The following is a 16,440-nucleotide window of genomic DNA, read 5'->3' on the forward strand; positions in this document are numbered from 1 at the left end:
GCGGTCAGGAGTCCCCAGGGGGTTACCCCCAAGGGTCTCACGGCCCGCCGACAGCACCTCACGTGATGAATGGATCACGGCGGATGGGTCACGCCCGAATGGCGGTGAACCATCAGGAACCGCCACGAACCACCATTAACCGCCGGCCTTGTAGTCCTGGCCCAGCACCACCGACACGTCCGCGTTCGCCCCGGCCTTGCCCTTCTTCACGGAACTGGTCGGCAGCCCCAGTGTCTTGGCGACCTCCAGCGCGTCCTGTTTCCTGGCGCCGTCGGCGTATGTGACCTGAGACACCGACTGGGCGGCATCGGCCCTGCCCGCGTCGGCGAAGGTGTAGCCGCCGTTGAGCAGCACGACCCGGGCTTGCTCCGTCGCGTCCTTGTTGCCGGTGGCGTTCCGGATGCCGACCCGGACGGCCGCGTCCTTCCCGGGGCTCTTCGCGGTCCCGCCGAGCACGTTCTTGACCACACTGGCACTCGCCTGGGCACTCAGCCTGCCGTCCGACTGGACCGGCAGCAGGGTGGTCTTGTAGTCGCCGCCCTTGGCGTGGTCCGCGAGCTTGGCGAGGAAGGCGCCCAGGTCCTTGTCGGTCAGCGGAGGGTCGAGGATCTGCGCGAGCGTCTGCACGGTGGTCGTCGCGGCCTGCGGGTCCGACGACAACTTGCGCAGCACCCCCTGCATGACCTGCCCGAACCGCTCCAGCTGCGCGTTCTGCGACTCCCCGGAGCCACGGTACGTGGCGTACGCGACGGCCATCTTGCCGCTCAGCGTCTGGTCCTCGCCCTTGTTGACGAGGGGGGCCTCGCCCTTCTTCTTGGCCTCCGGGTCCGGCACATTCGCGTTGGTGTCGATGTCGATGTTGCCGACGAGCTCGACCAGGTTGTTGAGGTACGGGGTGTCGAGGCGCCAGGAGCCCTCGATGTCCGTGCCGAGCACGGTGTCGAGCTCGTCGCTCGTCCCCGAGGAGCCGTCGTCGTCGACGGACTTGGCGAGGGTCGTCGTCGTGCCCTCCTCGTCCGTCAGGGCAAGGGAGTTGGGCAGCAGGACGGTGGCGCCCTGTTTGGTGGTGGCGTTGTTGACGAGCAGCGCCGTGGAGGTGCCGCCGCCCTTGGTGTTGTGCAGATGGACGACGAGCACGTCGCGGTTCTGGGCGCCGGCGGCGGCGGTCGTGCCGCCGGCCTCCGTGTCCGACGACACCCCGGGCAGCTTCCCCGCGTACCAGAGGTAGCCGGCGCCGCCGACGGCGACCAGGGCGAGCACGACGACCAGGGCGACGAAACGGCCGCGGGCCCGGCGCCGTGCCTCCTCGCGCCGCTCGGTGCGGTTCTCGGTGAAGTTCAGCCAGTCGATGACGTCTTCGGAGTCGCCGTCAGGATCCTCGATGAAGGCGAACTGCTCGGTGCGGTAGTCGCGGTCGGCCCGCGGCACGCCCGCTGATCGCTCGCCCCCCGGCCGCTGGCCCCCCTGCCGCTCGGTCTGCGTCGGCGGCCCGGCCGCCGACCGCTCCGCGGGCCCGGTCTGCTGCGGGATGCGGGCGGTCTGCCCGGCGGCCTGCTGGCGGGGGTAGGCGCTCTGCTCGGTGGTGCGCGGCTGCTGTCCGGTGCCCGTGCCCTGCCCGTAGGGGTCGTACGCGGTCGGGGTCCCGCCCGGGGCACCGGCGCCGTACGTGTCGTATGTGTCGTACGTGTCGTAGGAGGAGGCCCGCTGATGCTGACCGCTGTCGTACGTCGGTGCGGGGTGCTGCTGCCCGGTCGCGTACGGGTCGTACCCGTACCCCTGCCGCTGGGAGCCGTAGGGGTCGTACGAGCCGTACTCCTGCCGGTGTGGCGGCTGTTGAGGCTGCTGCGGTCGAGACGGCGGCCTCGGCGGCTGCGGTTGTTGAGACTGCGGCGGTCCAGGGTGCGGCACCTGCCGGTACACAGGCTGCCCGAACTCGTCGTAGCCGACGAGTTCGTACTGGTCGCCCCCGTACCCAGCGTCGTATCGATCGTTCACGGTGCCCCTCTCGGCTCAGTCGCCGCGGTACAGCTCACGCTTGTCGATGTAGCGCACCACACCGTCCGGCACCAGGTACCAGACCGGATCGCCGTTGGCGACCCTGGCACGGCAGTCTGTGGACGAGATGGCGAGCGCGGGGACCTCGACGAGCGAGACACCGCCCTCCGGCAGCCCCGGATCGGTCAGCGCGTGGCCGGGCCGGGTGACACCGATGAAGTGCGCGAGGGAGAACAGCTCTGCGGCGTCGCGCCAGGTGAGGATCTGGGCGAGCGCGTCGGCCCCCGTTATGAAGAAGAGGTCCGTGTCGGGGTTGAGCGCGCGCAGATCGCGCAGCGTGTCCGTCGTGTACGTCGGGCCGCCACGGTCGATGTCGATGCGGCTCACCGAGAACTGCGGGTTCTCGGCGGTCGCGATGACCGTCATCAGATAGCGGTCCTCGGCCGGGGAGACCTTGCGGTCGGACTTCTGCCACGGCTGTCCGGTCGGTACGAACACCACCTCGTCGAGGTGGAACTGCGCGGCGACCTCACTGGCCGCGACGAGGTGGCCGTGGTGGATCGGATCAAACGTTCCGCCCATGACGCCCAGACGGCGTTTGCCCGGATTCGACGGGCCGTGGGCCGGGTTGTTCGCCCGGCCACTCACCGGACCGCTAGGCATGTCCTGCTCTCCCATGCGTGCAGACCCTACCGGCCCGGCCCCGGGGGCCCGGTGCGCGGCCGTCAGCGGTCCCGGTTGAAGCGAGTGGTGATCCACAGCAGCAGAAGCAGGATGAAGAGCGCGCCGCCACCGATCAGGTAGGGGTTGAGGCTCTCGTGGTTGCCGCCGTGCTCCTCGCCCTCTGTGGCGAGGGAGACCAACTGGGCAGCGGTGCTGTGGAAGCTCATCTTCGGCAGGACCTATCGGGTGTGGGCGGGATACAGACGTAAGGCCATCGTAAGCGGGGGCCGCCGACCGGATCACGTCGGCTCCGGGAACTTCGGACGAGCCTCAGTCGTCCCGCTTGTAGCCACGCAGCAGGAACCAGGCGGTCAGGACGCAGCCGACGACGAGCACGATCAGCACGACACGGAGGAGATTCCCCGGCCCCTGCTGCTGTGCGGCGCTCGCGGCCTCGGTGAGCCAGGCTTCGGGGTTGTACTCCATGGCGTGCGACTCCTTCGCTGTACTGCACGTCCACGGTATATCGGCCTAGGCTGGACCCCGCCTTGGGGGCACTGGAGGCAAACAGACGCATGGGGGACCACATGCCAGACGACAGCCACGAGAACGTACCGAGCAGGCAGCGCAGGCGCTTCGAGGGCATCTCCTCACGGGCGTACGAACATCCCGCGGACCGCTCGGCGCTGGTCGCCCTGCGCAAGCTCAGCGGCTTCGACACCGTCTTCAAGGCGCTCAGCGGACTGCTCCCGGAGCGCAGCCTGAGGCTGCTGTTCCTGTCCGACTCCGTACGGGTGTCGGACGCGCAGTTCGCGCACCTGAACGTCATGCTGCGGGACGCCTGCTACATCCTGGACCTGGAGAAGGTCCCGCCGATGTACGTCAACCAGGACCCGCAGCCGAACGCGATGTGCATCGGCCTCGACGAGCCGATCATCGTCGTCACCACCGGTCTGGTGGAACTGCTCGACGAGGAGGAGATGCGGGCGGTAGTCGGCCACGAGGTGGGCCACGCCCTGTCCGGCCACTCCGTCTACCGCACGATATTGCTCTTCCTCACCAGCCTCGCGCTCCGCGTCGCCTGGATCCCGCTGGGGAACATCGCGATCATGGCCATCGTGACGGCCCTGCGCGAGTGGTTCCGCAAGTCGGAGCTGTCCGCGGACCGCGCCGGGCTCCTGGTCGGCCAGGACCTGCGGGCGTCGATGCGCGGCCTGATGAAGATCGCGGGCGGCAACCATCTGCACGAGATGAACGTCGACGCGTTCCTCGCCCAGGCCGAGGAGTACGAGGCCGGGGGCGACCTCCGCGACTCCGTACTCAAGATCCTCAACGTCCTGCCCCGCTCCCACCCCTTCACCACCGTGCGGGCCGCCGAGCTGAAGAAGTGGGCCGAGTCCCGCGACTACCAGCGGATCATGGACGGCCACTACCCGCGCCGCGACGAGGACCGGGACACCTCGGTCTCCGACTCCTTCCGCGAGTCGGCGTCCGCTTACGCCACCCACGTGCGCAGCTCCAAGGATCCGCTGATGAAGCTGGTCACCGACATCGCGGGCGGCGCGGGCGACCTCGGCGGCCGGGTCCGGCGCGGGTTCGGGGGCTTCGCGAGCGGCGGCGCCCCCAAGGACCGGCCGCGAGACGACCGCCCCGACGACGAGAGCCCCAACGGAAGCAGCTGACCAGGGCCGATCAGGGCCTGGGCCCGGGCCGGGCTGCTGACTGGCTGATCACACCCGAGGCTGGGCGCTGGCCGCCAGCGACCCGCACAGGGCGGTGGCACCGCCCGTCGCGTACGGGTCGGTGCCGGCCGGTCCGCCCGCCTTGGCCGTCTCGCCCGCGAGCAGCGGGCGCAGATGGTCCGTGGCGTCCTCGGCGCAGGCCAGCGGCCCGGCCTGGACGTACGAGACGACGAGTTCCGTCTGGTGCGTCCGCAGGTCGTCGCGGTCGAAGCGGAAGTGCAGCTCACGCCGGACGGTGAACAGGGAGGCCTTGGCATCGTCGTCCGCACCGGTCGGCCGCAGCGCGTAGACGAAGGTGTGGTCGGAGGTGACCTCGAGGGTGTCGGAGTCGGTCTCGGCGGCCTGCAGTGTGCCCTGCACCCGGACCTTGGAGTCGGCGAGCTCGGTCTGGGACGGGTCGAAGCGGACCAGCCAGCCCGTGGGCGCGTGCCGCCCGTCCGCGACCGGGTGGTCGAAGCTCTGGTCGAACTGGTCGAGCTGCTGCGGATCGAGCAGGATCCGTACGGGCCGGACGGTGCCGCCGGTGAGCACCTGCGGGTCGAGCGAGGACTCGACGAGGTAGTCCTTCGCCGTGGTCAGGGCGGTGACGATCTGGCTGTCGGAGAAGTGGGCGGTGCGCCGGGAGGCGGGCATCGTGATGCCGTCGGCGCCAATGCGGAACTGCTGGGCCGGGCTGCGGGCGTACAGCTCCTCGGTGTCGGCGGTGCCCGGCACCGCGCTCTGCGGCGCGAGCGGGATCACCGTCATCCGCAGCGGCTCGGTCGGCTTCGCGGCGGGGGTCTGGTACGGATGGCGTACGCCCATGTAGATCGCGGTGCCGAAGGCGAGGGCGATCAGCAGGACGAGGATCAGCGCCTGCCGGGACACCCCGCGGCGCAGCGGCGCCCTGCGCCGTACGGCCGGGGCGTGGTCGTCGATCCGCTCCTGCGCGGAAAACTCCTGGAGGCGGGCAGCGCGGACGAACGACTCGTCGAAGACGACGGATCGGTACTCGTCCTCACCACCACCAGGGGCACCCTCGGGTGCCCCCTCAGGTGGGTCTCCTGGCCCGCCCATACATTCAGAGTAGGTCTCTCGGACCTCTGGTAAACGCGGCGGTACACGACAACTTCTGACAGGTTCTCACCAGGAATTGCCCAGGATTCCCGGCCTGTCCCCCGGCCGCGAGGCAGGGGCCGGGACCCGGCATGGTCCCGGTCTCACGGGGTACGCGGTACCGCCGAGACGGGTGGCTGGGAGTAGTCCGCCGAGGCCGAGGGGCCTTTTGAGCCGCTCTGGTCCACACCGGTGGAGGCGGGGGGCGGAACCGGTTCCTCGCGGCTGGAGGAGGCGCCCCGGTAGACCGCCGTGAAGGCGAGCGCGACCATGCCGATGCCCATCACCAGGGCGAGGACCCAGGCGACGGGGCGGTGCCAGCGGACCTGTTTCCCGTATGCCCCCGGGCCTCCGTAGCCGCCGTGGAGGATGTCACGGTCGTCGAGGTCGTCCAGCTCCGGATCGTGGCCGAAATCACCCAGGCCGTCGGGGCCGAACCCGTCGTCATAGCGCTCGTCGTCGTGTGGGCCCCGGGTGCGTCCCCGGCGTGCCGCCTCGGCCTCGGAGGCCTCGGCGCGGGCCTGGGCGGCGGCGAGGAGACGCTCGACGGCGGTCGGCTCGTGGACCGTGGCCGCCCGTACGAAGTCCTCGTCGAAGACCACGGAGGCGAACTCTTCGTCCGCGCCTCCGCGGTCGCGCTCGTCGTCGGGCTCCCAGCCGTCAGGGAACGGCGTGCCCCCCACGTCCTCCGGCACGGATCCAGAGTAGACCGGGGGTGTCATTTTGGGCAGACGGTAAGGAAATTCATCCGCCTGCCGAGACGACTTCTTCGGGGTTCCTCGGTGCCCGCACTCAGCGGCGGATGTGCCCGTCCCCCGTGACGATGTACTTCGTGCTCGTCAGCTCCGGCAGCCCCATCGGCCCCCGCGCGTGCAGCTTCTGCGTGGAGATGCCGATCTCGGCGCCGAAGCCGAACTGGCCGCCGTCGGTGAAGCGCGTGGACGCGTTCACGGCGACCGTCGTGGAATCGACCAGTTGGGTGAAGCGGCGGGCCGCCTGCTGCGAGGTGGTGACGATCGCCTCGGTGTGGCCGGAGCTCCACAGCCGGATGTGCGCCACGGCCTTGTCGAGCGAGTCGACGACGGCGGCAGCGATGTCGTACGAGAGGTACTCGGTGTCCCAGTCGTCGGTGGTGGCCTCGACGACGGTGGCCTTGGAGTCCTTGGCGTACGCCAGCACGCGCTCGTCGGCGTGCACGGTGACCCCGGCCTCCGCGAGGGCGTCCAGGGCGCGCGGCAGGAACTCGGCGGCGATGTCCTGGTGCACCAGCAGCGTCTCGGCGGCGTTGCACACGCTGGGCCGCTGGGCCTTGGAGTTGATGAGGATCTCGATCGCCATGTCGAGGTCGGCCCGGGCGTCGACGTACACGTGGCAGTTGCCGGTGCCGGTCTCGATGACCGGGACGGTGGACTCCTGCACGACCGTGCGGATCAGCGAGGCGCCGCCGCGCGGGATCAGCACGTCGACCAGGCCGCGGGCGCGCATCAGCTCACGTACGGACTCCCGGCTCTCGCCCGGGACGAGCTGCACGGCGTCGGCGGGCAGGCCCGCGCCGCCGACGGCGTCGCGCAGCACGCGCACCAGGGCGGTGTTGGACTCGTACGCGGAGGACGAGCCGCGCAGCAGCACAGCGTTGCCGGACTTAAGGCAGAGGGCGGCGGCGTCGACCGTGACGTTCGGGCGGGCCTCGTAGATGATGCCGACGACGCCGAGCGGGACACGGACCTGCCGCAGATCGATGCCGTTCGGGAGCGTCGAGCCGCGGACGACCTCGCCGACCGGGTCGGGCAGCGCCACGACGTCGCGCACGTCGGAGGCGATGGCGCGGACCCGCTCCGGCGTGAGCGTGAGGCGGTCGATGATGGCCTCGCTGGTGCCGGCCTCGCGGGCGCGCGCGATGTCCTTCGCGTTGGCCTCGACGATCTCGCTCGTACGGACCTCCAGCGCGTCCGCGATGGCGAGCAGCGCGTCGTCCTTCTCGGCCCGCGGCAGCGGGGCGAGGTCGGCGGCGGCGGACTTGGCCCGGTAGGCGGCCTGGGTGACCGGGGACATCGAGTCGTACGGCGAAAGCGAGGTCATGTGGGAAGCGTAATGCGCCCGCGACGACGGTCCAGCGGTTGTCCCAAACCCCGAGACACGCTCAAAAGGGGTGAACTCCGACGGGGGCCGCCGGCAGCGGTCCGGAGCCCTCGGCGATCCGCTGGTGGTAGGTCTCGCGGTCGATGACCTCCAGGCCGACGATCTCCCAGGGCGGCAGCTTCGCGGTCTGCCGGTGCTCGCCCCACAGGCGCAGCGCGACCGCTGCCGCGTCGTGCAGGTCGCGGGCCTCCTCCCAGTAGCGGATCTCCGCGTGATCGCCCGCGTACCGGCTGGTCAGCAGAAAGGGATGGTCGTGGGCGAGCTGTTCGAGCGATCGCCTGACCTCCTTCAGCGGGGCCTCGTCACCCGAGACGCTCAGCGTGACGTGCCACAGCCGCGGCAGGTCCTGCGGTTCCTCACCCTCGTAGGTGTCTCCGGCCGCGACGCTGGTGAGGGCCCGCTCCTCGCCGGGCGCGCGGGAGGTGGCACCACCGCGGGACGCCGCACCGGGGCGCACTCGTCTCACGACGGCCTCCTTTACCCAATGGGTCCTGTACGCAATGATCCTGAAAACCGGGTCCTGAAACTCGGAGTCTCCCTGGAACAAAGTTGAGCAGGTGGCGTGGCTCCGTGTGGCGGTTTTACTCAACGTCTCCCGGCACGAGGCGACCCTTTCGGCCGTTTACGGGTGCAGCAGCACCAGATCGTCCCTGTGTACGACCTCGCGTTCGTACGCGGGCCCCAGCTCGGCGGCCAGCTCGCGCGTGGAGCGGCCGATCAGTTGGGGGATCTCCTTGGCGTCGAAGTTGACGAGTCCCCGCGCGACCGCCCGGCCCGTGCTGTCACGCAGCTCGACGGGGTCGCCGGCGCTGAACTCGCCCTCGACCGCCGCGATGCCCGCGGGCAGCAGCGACTTGCGGCCCTCGACGACCGCGCGCACGGCTCCGTCGTCGAGTGTGAGCGCGCCCTGGGGGGTCGAGGCGTGCTGGAGCCACAGCAGGCGGTCGGCGGAGCGGCGGCCCGTGGCGTGGAAGTACGTGCCGGTGTCCCGCCCCGCGAGGGCGTCGGCGACGTGCACGGCGGAGGTGAGCACCACGGGGATGCCGGCCGCCGCCGCGATACGGGCCGCCTCGACCTTGGTCACCATGCCGCCGGTGCCGACGCCGGCCCGGCCCACGCTGCCGATCTCGACGTGCGCGAGGTCCGCCGGAGTGCGTACTTCCGCTATCCGCGACGTACCGGGCCTGCTGGGGTCGCCGTCGTAGACCCCGTCCACGTCGGAGAGCAGGACCAGCAGATCTGCGCGTACGAGATGGGCGACGAGCGCGGCGAGCCGGTCGTTGTCGCCGAAGCGGATCTCGTCCGTGGCAACCGTGTCGTTCTCGTTGACGACCGGCAGGGCGCCCATCGCGAGGAGCTTGTCGAGCGTGCGCTGGGCGTTGCGGTGGTGGGCGCGGCGGCTCATGTCGTCGCTGGTGAGCAGGACCTGGCCGACACGGACGCCGTAGCGCGCGAGGGACGCCGCGTAGCGTGCCACCAGCAGGCCCTGGCCGACGCTGGCGGCGGCCTGCTGCCGGGCCAGGTCCTTGGGGCGGCGGCGCAGGCCGAGGGGGGCGAGGCCGGCGGCGATGGCACCGGACGAGACGAGGACGATCTCCTTCTCGCCTCCGCTGCGGCTCTTGGCGAGTACGTCCACCAGGGCGTCCACACGGTCCGCGTCCAGGCCTCCGGACGCGGTGGTGAGGGACGAGGAACCCACCTTGACGACGATCCTGCGCGCTTCCGCCACGCCCTGTCTTGCCGATGACACGCGCTTCCCCAATGTTCCGACCAGCTGTTCCGACCAGCCCAGTCTCTGCAATCTACGGGAGAGGGGGCACCGGACGCCGCCGCATTTCGAGGGGCGGACGGAACGGGTGACGCCGAACGACCGGGCGATCAAGGAGACGATCGCACGAGGCGGTCAAGGGTGATCGAGGGAAGACGGAAAAGGCACGTCACAGGTTCACTGCATTTTCGTCCGGTATTCTCCGGTTGCTCCCACCGCAGATTGCTTGGCGGGCCGCAGTAGTCATACGGTCAGGGGTCAGTCTCTCGTTTACGACCTTCAACGAGACGCCAACCTCCCCTGGTTTCCCCCCATCCACCGTATTCCCGCAGGAGCCCATTCCGTGCCCTCCGCCGGACTCGCCCCCCGCCGCATCGTGCAGCTCTCCGCGCTGCTGTCGATGTTCGCGCTCTTCACGGCCCAGATCGTTTCCGCGCTGCTGCCGAACGTCCCGGTGTTCGTCGCCGCGAGCGCGGGCGGCCTCGCCCTCGACGTATACCTGCAGTACCGGAACCCCGGGCTGCTCTCGCTCCTGGGCAAGGTCCGCTTCGACGTCACGTTCCGGCAGCTGCTGCGCGACATGCTGCTCCTCGTGGGCCTCCTGCGGATCGACGGCATCGACCCGACGAGCGAGCAGGCACCTCTCCTGGTCGCCCTGTGCGCCTTCTACGCCCTGCACTTCGCCTGCCAGGCCGCCGCGGTGCTGGTCCGCCGGTCCCGTACGCTGCCGATCGTCACGCGCAACATCGACGCGTCCGCGCTGAACCTGACCCCCGCGCCGCCGCGCATCCTGGCCCGCCGCCAGAGCCACCGGCTGCTCGCCTTCTCCATCCCGGCCACGGCCGGTCTGCTGCTCACCGCGGCCACCACGGACGCGTACTGGGGCGGCATCGGCGTCGCCGCCGCCATCGCGCTGGTCGGCAGCGGTACGGCGTACCTCGCCACCTGGCTGCTCCCCAAGAAGCGGGCCAAGAACGACCAGAAGGTCATGGAGTGGCTGGACGAGTGGCTGGACGACTACCAGCCGACGGTGGCCATGTACTTCTCGGGCGGTACCACCTCCGCGTACCAGGCGAACATGTGGCTCTCCACGCTCTCCTCGATCGACGCGAAGCCGCTGATCGTGCTGCGTGAGCGCTTCATGGTGCAGAAGATCGACGCCACGGACATACCGATCATCTGCTTCCCGAAGGTGTCGACGATGTTCTCGCTGGAGAACTCGACGCTGAAGATGATCCTGCACCCGGCCAACGCCGCGAAGACCTCGCAGGTCCTGCGCATCCCCACCATCAAGCACGCCTTCATCAACCACGGCGAGAGCGACAAGCTGTCCTCCTGCAACCCGTACGCGAAGGCGTACGACGAGGTGTGGGTGGCCGGTCCCGCGGCGCGCGAGCGGTACGCGCTGGCCGAGGTCGGCGTCGAGGACAAGGACATCGTGGAGGTCGGCCGCCCGCAGCTCGCGCCGATCCGCCCCTACTCGGGCGCGCCCACCGGCACGTACACGACGGTGCTGTACGCCCCCACGTGGGAGGGCTGGGACGGCAACCCCGGGAACACGTCGGTGGTCCTGGCCGGCGAGAACATGGTGCGGCGGCTGCTGGAGGACGACGGCGTACGGCTCCTCTACAAGCCGCACCCGATGACCGGTTCCGTCGACCCGCGTGCGGGAGCGGCCAACGCGCGCATCAAGGCGATGATCCTCGAGGCCAACAGCAAGCGGTCGGGGCCCCGGCCGGACGCGGGGGCCGCGGAGGAACTGGCGCGCCGCGCCGCCGAGTTGCACCAGCTGACCTCGATGTCCTTCCGGTCCAGCGCGGACGAGATGGAGCGGATACTGCTCCAGGGCACGCCGCGAGGTGACCGCCAGGCCGCCATCGCCGAGGCCACGCTGGCCTGGGAGAAGGCGTACTGGGCGTCCTTCCCGGAGTGGGAGCACCAGATCATCACGGACGCGCGTCCCGCGATCTTCGCCTGCTTCAACCAGGCGGACCTGCTGATCAGCGATGTCTCGTCGGTGGTCTCCGACTGGCTGACGAGCGAGAAGCCGTACGCCGTCGCCAACACCTCGGGGATGCCCGAGGCGGCCTTCCGCGCGAACTTCCCGACGGTGTCCGCGGGCGTCATCCTCACGCCTGAGGCCGACGGGGTGCCGATGCTGCTGGACGCGGTGCGCCACCCGGAGAAGGACCACTTCACCGCGGCCCGCGCCGAGCTCAAGGAGCACCTGCTCGGCCCGTCCGACCCGCCGTCCCTGGCCCGCTTCAACGCCGCGATCGACGCCCTGTGCACCAAGGCCGACGAACGCCGCCTCCGCATGGAGTCCCGCCTCGCCGCGGAAATCCCCTCCCCGCGCTCCGCCCCGCACGACGAATCCTCCCAGGACTCGAACGACGCGGAGGACTCCGTCAACGCGTAACCCCCAGCACGAGTCGGGGCCCCGGGAGATCACTCCCGGGGCCCCGATTTTTTAACCTCTCCGACGCCGGAGGAGCGCGGGGGCCCCCATCGGCCCCGTCAAGGGCGAAGCTCCTTGACGGGGGTCCGGGGCGAAGCTTCTGGCGGAGGTCCCGGGGGAAGCCCCTGGCAGGGGTCCCGGGGCAGAGCCCCGTGGGGGAGATCAGGGCAGAGCCCCCTGGCGGAGATCCGCGGCACAGCCCCCGGCGGGGATCCCGGCGGCCTCCGGCGCGGGCCCTGGGCGGCCACGGCAAGAATTCCCGGCGGCCTCCGGCGGGGTCCAGGGCGAAGCCCCCCAGCGAGGTGCCCCGTATGGGCCCCCGGCGGGGGTTCAGCGCAGCCCCTCCGGCGGTGTCCGGGTGAAGCTCCCGACGAGGACCCCATCCAGACCCACACGAGCCTCCCAAGCAACCCCCCGGCGCGGGTCCAGCGGAGCCCTCCGGCGGGATCCGGGGCGCAGCGCCCGGCGGGGTCCAGGGCGAAGCCCTCCAGCGAGGGGCCCCGTATGGGCCCCCGACGGGGGTTCAGAGCCCCCCTGGCGAAAGGGTCTGGGGGGACCCCCAGGGGTATAGGCGCGGGGGGTGGGTCAGAACGGCTCGAAGTCGTCGTACTCGCGGTCCGCCTCGTCGTGTTCCGCCTGGCGGTCGCGGCGGCGCTGGGCGGCGGGGCGAGGGGTCTCGAAGCGGTGGTCCTCGCCTCGGCGACCGAGCATCTCCGCGCCGGCCATGACCGTGGGCTCCCAGTCGAAGACGACGGCGTTCTCCTCGGGGCCGATGGCCACGCCGTCACCCGTGCGGGCGCCCGCCTTCATCAGCTCGTCCTCGACGCCGAGGCGGTTGAGCCGGTCGGCGAGGTAGCCGACGGCCTCGTCGTTGTTGAAGTCGGTCTGGCGGACCCAGCGTTCGGGCTTCTCGCCGCGTACACGGAAGAGACCGTCCTGCTCGCGTACGACCGTGAAGCCCGTGTCGTCCACCGCCTTCGGGCGGATGACGATCCGGGTCGCCTCCTCCTGCGGCTTCGCCGCCCGCGACTTGGCCACCAGGTCGGCGAGAGCGTACGACAGCTCCTTGAGGCCCGTGTGCGCCACCGCCGACACCTCGAAGACGCGGTAACCGCACTCCTCCAGGTCCGGCCGCACCATCTCGGCGAGGTCCTTCCCGTCCGGTACGTCGATCTTGTTGAGGACGACGATGCGGGGCCGGTTGTCGAGGCCGCCGTACTGCTTCAGCTCCTCCTCGATCATGTCGAGGTCGGAGACCGGGTCACGCTCGGATTCGAGGGTGGCCGTGTCCAGCACATGGACCAGCACACTGCAGCGTTCGACGTGGCGCAGGAACTCCAGCCCCAGGCCCTTGCCCTGGCTCGCCCCGGGAATCAGGCCCGGCACATCCGCGATCGTGTAGACCGTCGCGCCCGCCGTCACCACGCCCAGGTTCGGCACGAGGGTGGTGAAGGGGTAGTCCGCGATCTTCGGCTTCGCGGCGGACAGGACCGAGATCAGGGACGACTTGCCCGCGCTGGGGTAGCCGACCAGCGCCACGTCCGCGACCGTCTTCAGTTCCAGGACGATGTCCTGTACGTCACCGGGCACTCCGAGCAGCGCGAACCCGGGCGCCTTGCGGCGGGCCGAGGCCAGCGCCGCGTTCCCGAGGCCGCCACGGCCGCCCTGCGCGGCCACGTAGGCCGTGCCGTGCCCGACGAGGTCCGCGAGCACGTTGCCCGCACCGTCCAGCACGACCGTGCCGTTCGGGACCGGCAGGATCAGGTCCTGGCCGTCCTTGCCGGAACGGTTGCCGCCCTCACCGGGCTTGCCGCTGGTGGCCTTGCGGTGTGGGGAGTGGTGGTAGTCGAGAAGCGTGGTGACGGACTGGTCCACGACCAGGATCACGTCACCGCCGCGGCCGCCGTTGCCGCCGTCGGGGCCGCCCAGCGGCTTGAACTTCTCACGGTGAACGGAGGCACAGCCGTGGCCTCCGCTACCCGCGGCGACATGCAGCTCGACGCGGTCCACGAAGGTGGTCATGGTGGGGTGCCTCCAGCACTTCGGCTACGTACGGAACGTACGGAATGGTTCTTCACGTACGGGCTTGGTTCTTCAGTACCTCAGACCTCAGTACCGCGTACGTCCGTACCGCGGTACCTCGTCCGTTGACAACAATGCGAAAGGCGGACCCGCTTCCCGTACGGGAAGTGAGGTCCGCCTCGCGAAAGATCCGGTCAGGCGACCGGAACGATGTTCACGACCTTGCGGCCACGGCTGGTGCCGAACTCCACCGCACCGGCGTCCAGCGCGAACAGCGTGTCGTCCTTGCCACGGCCGACGCCCGAACCGGGGTGGAAGTGGGTGCCACGCTGGCGGACCAGGATCTCACCGGCGTTGACGAGCTGACCGCCGAAGCGCTTCACGCCGAGCCGCTGAGCATTGGAGTCGCGACCGTTCCGGGTGGACGATGCGCCCTTCTTGTGTGCCATCTCTCCTCAGTCCCTTACTTCGCAGCCGCGGGGATCTCAGTGACCTTGATCGCCGTGTACTGCTGGCGGTGGCCCTGACGACGGCGGTAGCCGGTCTTGTTCTTGTAGCGAAGGATGTCGATCTTCGCGCCCTTGTGGTGGTCCACGATTTCGGCCTGGACCTTGATCCCGGCAAGCACCCACGGGTCGCTGGTGACAGCGTCACCGTCGACAACGAGCAAGGTCGAGAGCTCGACCGTGTCGCCGACCTTGGCAGTGGAAATCTTGTCAACCTCAACGATGTCGCCCACAGCAACCTTGTGCTGGCGACCACCGCTGCGCACGATGGCGTACACGCGGATCTCTCTCTCGCTCGATTCGGATTCCCCGCAGTCCAGCCGCCCGCAGCGCAGGCGGCCTCTCCCAGGGCGCGAGGCACCGGGAGGAAGAGGTTTACGGGGATGCGGCATGTCGACGAAACACGCCGAGGGTCAAGGTTACGGGGCCCCGACCTGGGGGTCAAACCGGGCCCGTCCCCGCGACCTCAAGGCGTCGGCTTCTCACCGTCCGGGGGCAGCGGCTTCACGCCCTTGCACAGGTCCGTGGTGTCCGCCGTGCCGGGGTAGGCGACCTTGGTCACCCGGTCGAAGTGGGCCTTGTACATGTCGTGCACGGCGTCGTCGTCGACCTTCACGATCGACTCGTCGTTCTCGCGCAGGGCCGGACCCGTGTAGTTGCCGGACCCCGTGAAGCTGACCTTGTTCCGCACGCCGTCGTACATGCCGTCGATGAGGATGTACTTGGAGTGGATGATGTACGGCGTCGTCAGCTTCTGGCCGGGGTTGAGCGGGTCCCGGTCGTCGTTGTAGCAGCTCACGGTCGGACCGCCGGAGGTATGCATCTTCTCCCAGGTGCCCGCGGTGCCGGAACTCTTCAGGCTGTCGCTCTCGGCGTACACGATGCTCACCGAGCAGCCCGCCTTCTTCAGCGAGACGAGCTTCTCCGCGATCGCGAGGCGGGTGATCTTGAAGATCGACACCCGGACCACGGTCGACCGTGTGACGCCCGCGGTGTCCTTGTACGTGCACGTGACGTTGTTGAGCACCGAGTACACCGTGTCGGTGTCCCGGGTGTTGCCGGCCCGCGGGAAGAAGTACGCCTTGTAGAGGCCGTTGCTCACCGTGCGGTAGTTCCAGGACTGCCAGTCCCGCGTGATCATCGTGTCGAAGTAGTCCGAGTACGCCTCGTACATCGTCGGGTTGTTCGGCAGCAGCAGCGCGTCGTTGAAGAACTTGGTGTGCGCGGAGGGCGTCGAGTTCGAGGTGGTCTCCACGACCACGTTCGTGGCGCCCTGCACGGCCGAGAACAGCCAGAACTTGTTGTGCATGATCGACTGCCCGTACTTCGGGTCGCCGAGGCAGGACTTGTCGACGGGGCAGGTCGTGACGTACGAGCCCTTCGTAGGGTCGGTGCCGAGTGCCGAGGCGAGCGTGCTGTACGCGGTGTTGGTGGGGCGGTCGCTGATGCTGGACTCGTCGAGGAGGATCTTCACGTTCACACCGCGGTTCTTGGCCGCCACCAGCGCGTTGACGATCGGGGCCTCCCAGACGTGGTAGACCGCGACCTTGACGGTGGAGCCGGGCAGCGCGGCGTTGGTCAGCTCGATCAGCCGGGTGCGGATCGCGAGCTGTTCGTCGCTGGTGCCGAGCGGGTCGTTGAAGATCGGGCCCTCGGTCCAGGTCGGGTTGTCCGCGGCCTGCGCCGTACCCGCCGACACCGCCTGGACGCCCGCCGCGGACAGCACCGTGGCCAGCGCCACGGCCTGACGTCCGCCCTTGACCGGCTTCACAGCACGGTGCCGCCCACTGCCTTTCAGGCGCACGCGCGCCATGAGGTCCCCCTCCCCGTGACGCGAGCGCACGTTCTCCCCAACGCGCACCCGCGTGTTCATACCTATGACTCGATGAGTTTTACAGGTAGTCGACCGGGTTCCAAGTGGCGGGGATGGGTTGTGATATCGGCGATACCTTGGAAAACGCACCAGGCACCCAAACAGGGCGAAACGTAAGAGAGTTCGGGAGGGAGTCCGGGTACGCCGACGCCCCCTGACCGGCGGATTCAGCGCCGGTC

At 69.8% G+C, this 16,440-nt stretch carries 15 protein-coding genes; 2 read left to right on the forward strand and 13 right to left on the reverse strand.

The window, feature by feature from the left end; genetic code table 11:
• Nucleotides 1–135: 135 nt before the first annotated feature.
• The 4 genes from FGD71_RS22270 to FGD71_RS47475 form a co-directional block, all read right to left on the reverse strand.
• The gene (locus FGD71_RS22270; RefSeq protein ID WP_119102257.1) at nucleotides 136–1,995 is read right to left on the reverse strand and encodes an LCP family protein; all 1,860 of its coding nucleotides are present in this window, start codon (nucleotides 1,993–1,995) and stop codon (nucleotides 136–138) included.
• 15 nt (nucleotides 1,996–2,010) lie between these two features.
• Nucleotides 2,011–2,673, reverse strand: coding sequence for a nicotinate-nucleotide adenylyltransferase (nadD, locus tag FGD71_RS22275; protein WP_119102258.1), 663 nt, complete (start codon nucleotides 2,671–2,673; stop codon nucleotides 2,011–2,013).
• Between the two features lie 47 nt (nucleotides 2,674–2,720).
• Nucleotides 2,721–2,885: a hypothetical protein gene (locus tag FGD71_RS47470; protein ID WP_162931199.1), complete on the reverse strand. Its 165-nt coding sequence runs from the start codon at nucleotides 2,883–2,885 to the stop codon at nucleotides 2,721–2,723.
• Between the two features lie 103 nt (nucleotides 2,886–2,988).
• Nucleotides 2,989–3,144: a hypothetical protein gene (locus FGD71_RS47475; RefSeq protein ID WP_162931200.1), complete on the reverse strand. Its 156-nt coding sequence runs from the start codon at nucleotides 3,142–3,144 to the stop codon at nucleotides 2,989–2,991.
• A 101-nt stretch (nucleotides 3,145–3,245) separates the two neighbouring features.
• On the opposite strand from FGD71_RS47475, the gene FGD71_RS22280 reads away from it, so the two are divergent.
• On the forward strand, nucleotides 3,246–4,340 hold the full coding sequence (locus FGD71_RS22280) for a M48 family metallopeptidase (protein WP_119102277.1): 1,095 nt from the start codon (nucleotides 3,246–3,248) through the stop codon (nucleotides 4,338–4,340).
• A 48-nt stretch (nucleotides 4,341–4,388) separates the two neighbouring features.
• Here FGD71_RS22280 and FGD71_RS22285 read toward each other — a convergent pair whose 3' ends face one another.
• From FGD71_RS22285 to proB, 5 genes are all read right to left on the reverse strand, one after another.
• Nucleotides 4,389–5,456, reverse strand: coding sequence for an SCO2583 family membrane protein (locus tag FGD71_RS22285; protein WP_119102259.1), 1,068 nt, complete (start codon nucleotides 5,454–5,456; stop codon nucleotides 4,389–4,391).
• 143 nt (nucleotides 5,457–5,599) lie between these two features.
• A complete protein-coding gene (locus FGD71_RS22290; RefSeq protein ID WP_478131099.1) occupies nucleotides 5,600–6,190 on the reverse strand; it encodes an SCO2584 family spore wall biosynthesis protein in 591 nt (196 codons plus the stop codon).
• A gap of 97 nt (nucleotides 6,191–6,287) precedes the next feature.
• Complete coding sequence (locus FGD71_RS22295; RefSeq protein ID WP_119102261.1) at nucleotides 6,288–7,574, reverse strand: glutamate-5-semialdehyde dehydrogenase; 1,287 nt, start codon at nucleotides 7,572–7,574, stop codon at nucleotides 6,288–6,290.
• Between the two features lie 61 nt (nucleotides 7,575–7,635).
• Entirely contained in the window at nucleotides 7,636–8,100 is a 465-nt protein-coding gene (locus tag FGD71_RS22300; RefSeq protein WP_181359256.1) for a hypothetical protein, read from the reverse strand.
• Between the two features lie 156 nt (nucleotides 8,101–8,256).
• Nucleotides 8,257–9,363, reverse strand: a complete 1,107-nt coding sequence (gene proB / locus FGD71_RS22305; protein ID WP_119102263.1) for a glutamate 5-kinase — start codon at nucleotides 9,361–9,363, stop codon at nucleotides 8,257–8,259.
• Nucleotides 9,364–9,745: 382 nt separating this feature from the next.
• Here proB and FGD71_RS22310 point away from each other — a divergent pair, with 382 nt between their 5' ends.
• Nucleotides 9,746–11,821 carry a hypothetical protein gene (locus FGD71_RS22310; protein ID WP_119102264.1) on the forward strand — a complete coding sequence of 692 codons (2,076 nt, stop codon included), beginning with the start codon at nucleotides 9,746–9,748 and terminating at the stop codon, nucleotides 11,819–11,821.
• Nucleotides 11,822–12,445: 624 nt separating this feature from the next.
• Here FGD71_RS22310 and obgE read toward each other — a convergent pair.
• The 4 genes from obgE to FGD71_RS22330 form a co-directional block, all read right to left on the reverse strand.
• Nucleotides 12,446–13,882: a GTPase ObgE gene (obgE, locus tag FGD71_RS22315; RefSeq protein ID WP_119102265.1), complete on the reverse strand. Its 1,437-nt coding sequence runs from the start codon at nucleotides 13,880–13,882 to the stop codon at nucleotides 12,446–12,448.
• Between the two features lie 194 nt (nucleotides 13,883–14,076).
• Nucleotides 14,077–14,331 carry a 50S ribosomal protein L27 gene (gene rpmA, locus FGD71_RS22320; protein WP_119102266.1) on the reverse strand — a complete coding sequence of 85 codons (255 nt, stop codon included), beginning with the start codon at nucleotides 14,329–14,331 and terminating at the stop codon, nucleotides 14,077–14,079.
• A 14-nt stretch (nucleotides 14,332–14,345) separates the two neighbouring features.
• A complete protein-coding gene (gene rplU, locus FGD71_RS22325) occupies nucleotides 14,346–14,666 on the reverse strand; it encodes a 50S ribosomal protein L21 (RefSeq protein WP_119102267.1) in 321 nt (106 codons plus the stop codon).
• A 188-nt stretch (nucleotides 14,667–14,854) separates the two neighbouring features.
• Nucleotides 14,855–16,201 carry a phospholipase D-like domain-containing protein gene (locus tag FGD71_RS22330; protein ID WP_119102268.1) on the reverse strand — a complete coding sequence of 449 codons (1,347 nt, stop codon included), beginning with the start codon at nucleotides 16,199–16,201 and terminating at the stop codon, nucleotides 14,855–14,857.
• Nucleotides 16,202–16,440 lie beyond the last annotated feature (239 nt).

The organism is Streptomyces sporangiiformans, from assembly GCF_005768555.2.
Lineage (GTDB): Bacteria > Actinomycetota > Actinomycetes > Streptomycetales > Streptomycetaceae > Streptomyces > Streptomyces sporangiiformans.

Bases quoted from the DNA above. Each gene is read 5' to 3' on its own strand.
- FGD71_RS22285 (WP_119102259.1), bottom strand. From the start codon at position 5,456: ATGGGCGGGCCAGGAGACCCACCTGAGGGGGCACCCGAGGGTGCCCCT.
- obgE (WP_119102265.1), bottom strand. From the start codon at position 13,882: ATGACCACCTTCGTGGACCGCGTCGAGCTGCATGTCGCCGCGGGTAGC.
- FGD71_RS47475 (WP_162931200.1), bottom strand. From the start codon at position 3,144: ATGGAGTACAACCCCGAAGCCTGGCTCACCGAGGCCGCGAGCGCCGCA.
- FGD71_RS22295 (WP_119102261.1), bottom strand. From the start codon at position 7,574: ATGACCTCGCTTTCGCCGTACGACTCGATGTCCCCGGTCACCCAGGCC.
- nadD (WP_119102258.1), bottom strand. From the start codon at position 2,673: ATGGGAGAGCAGGACATGCCTAGCGGTCCGGTGAGTGGCCGGGCGAAC.
- rpmA (WP_119102266.1), bottom strand. From the start codon at position 14,331: ATGGCACACAAGAAGGGCGCATCGTCCACCCGGAACGGTCGCGACTCC.
- FGD71_RS22330 (WP_119102268.1), bottom strand. From the start codon at position 16,201: ATGGCGCGCGTGCGCCTGAAAGGCAGTGGGCGGCACCGTGCTGTGAAG.
- FGD71_RS47470 (WP_162931199.1), bottom strand. From the start codon at position 2,885: ATGAGCTTCCACAGCACCGCTGCCCAGTTGGTCTCCCTCGCCACAGAG.
- FGD71_RS22280 (WP_119102277.1), top strand. From the start codon at position 3,246: ATGCCAGACGACAGCCACGAGAACGTACCGAGCAGGCAGCGCAGGCGC.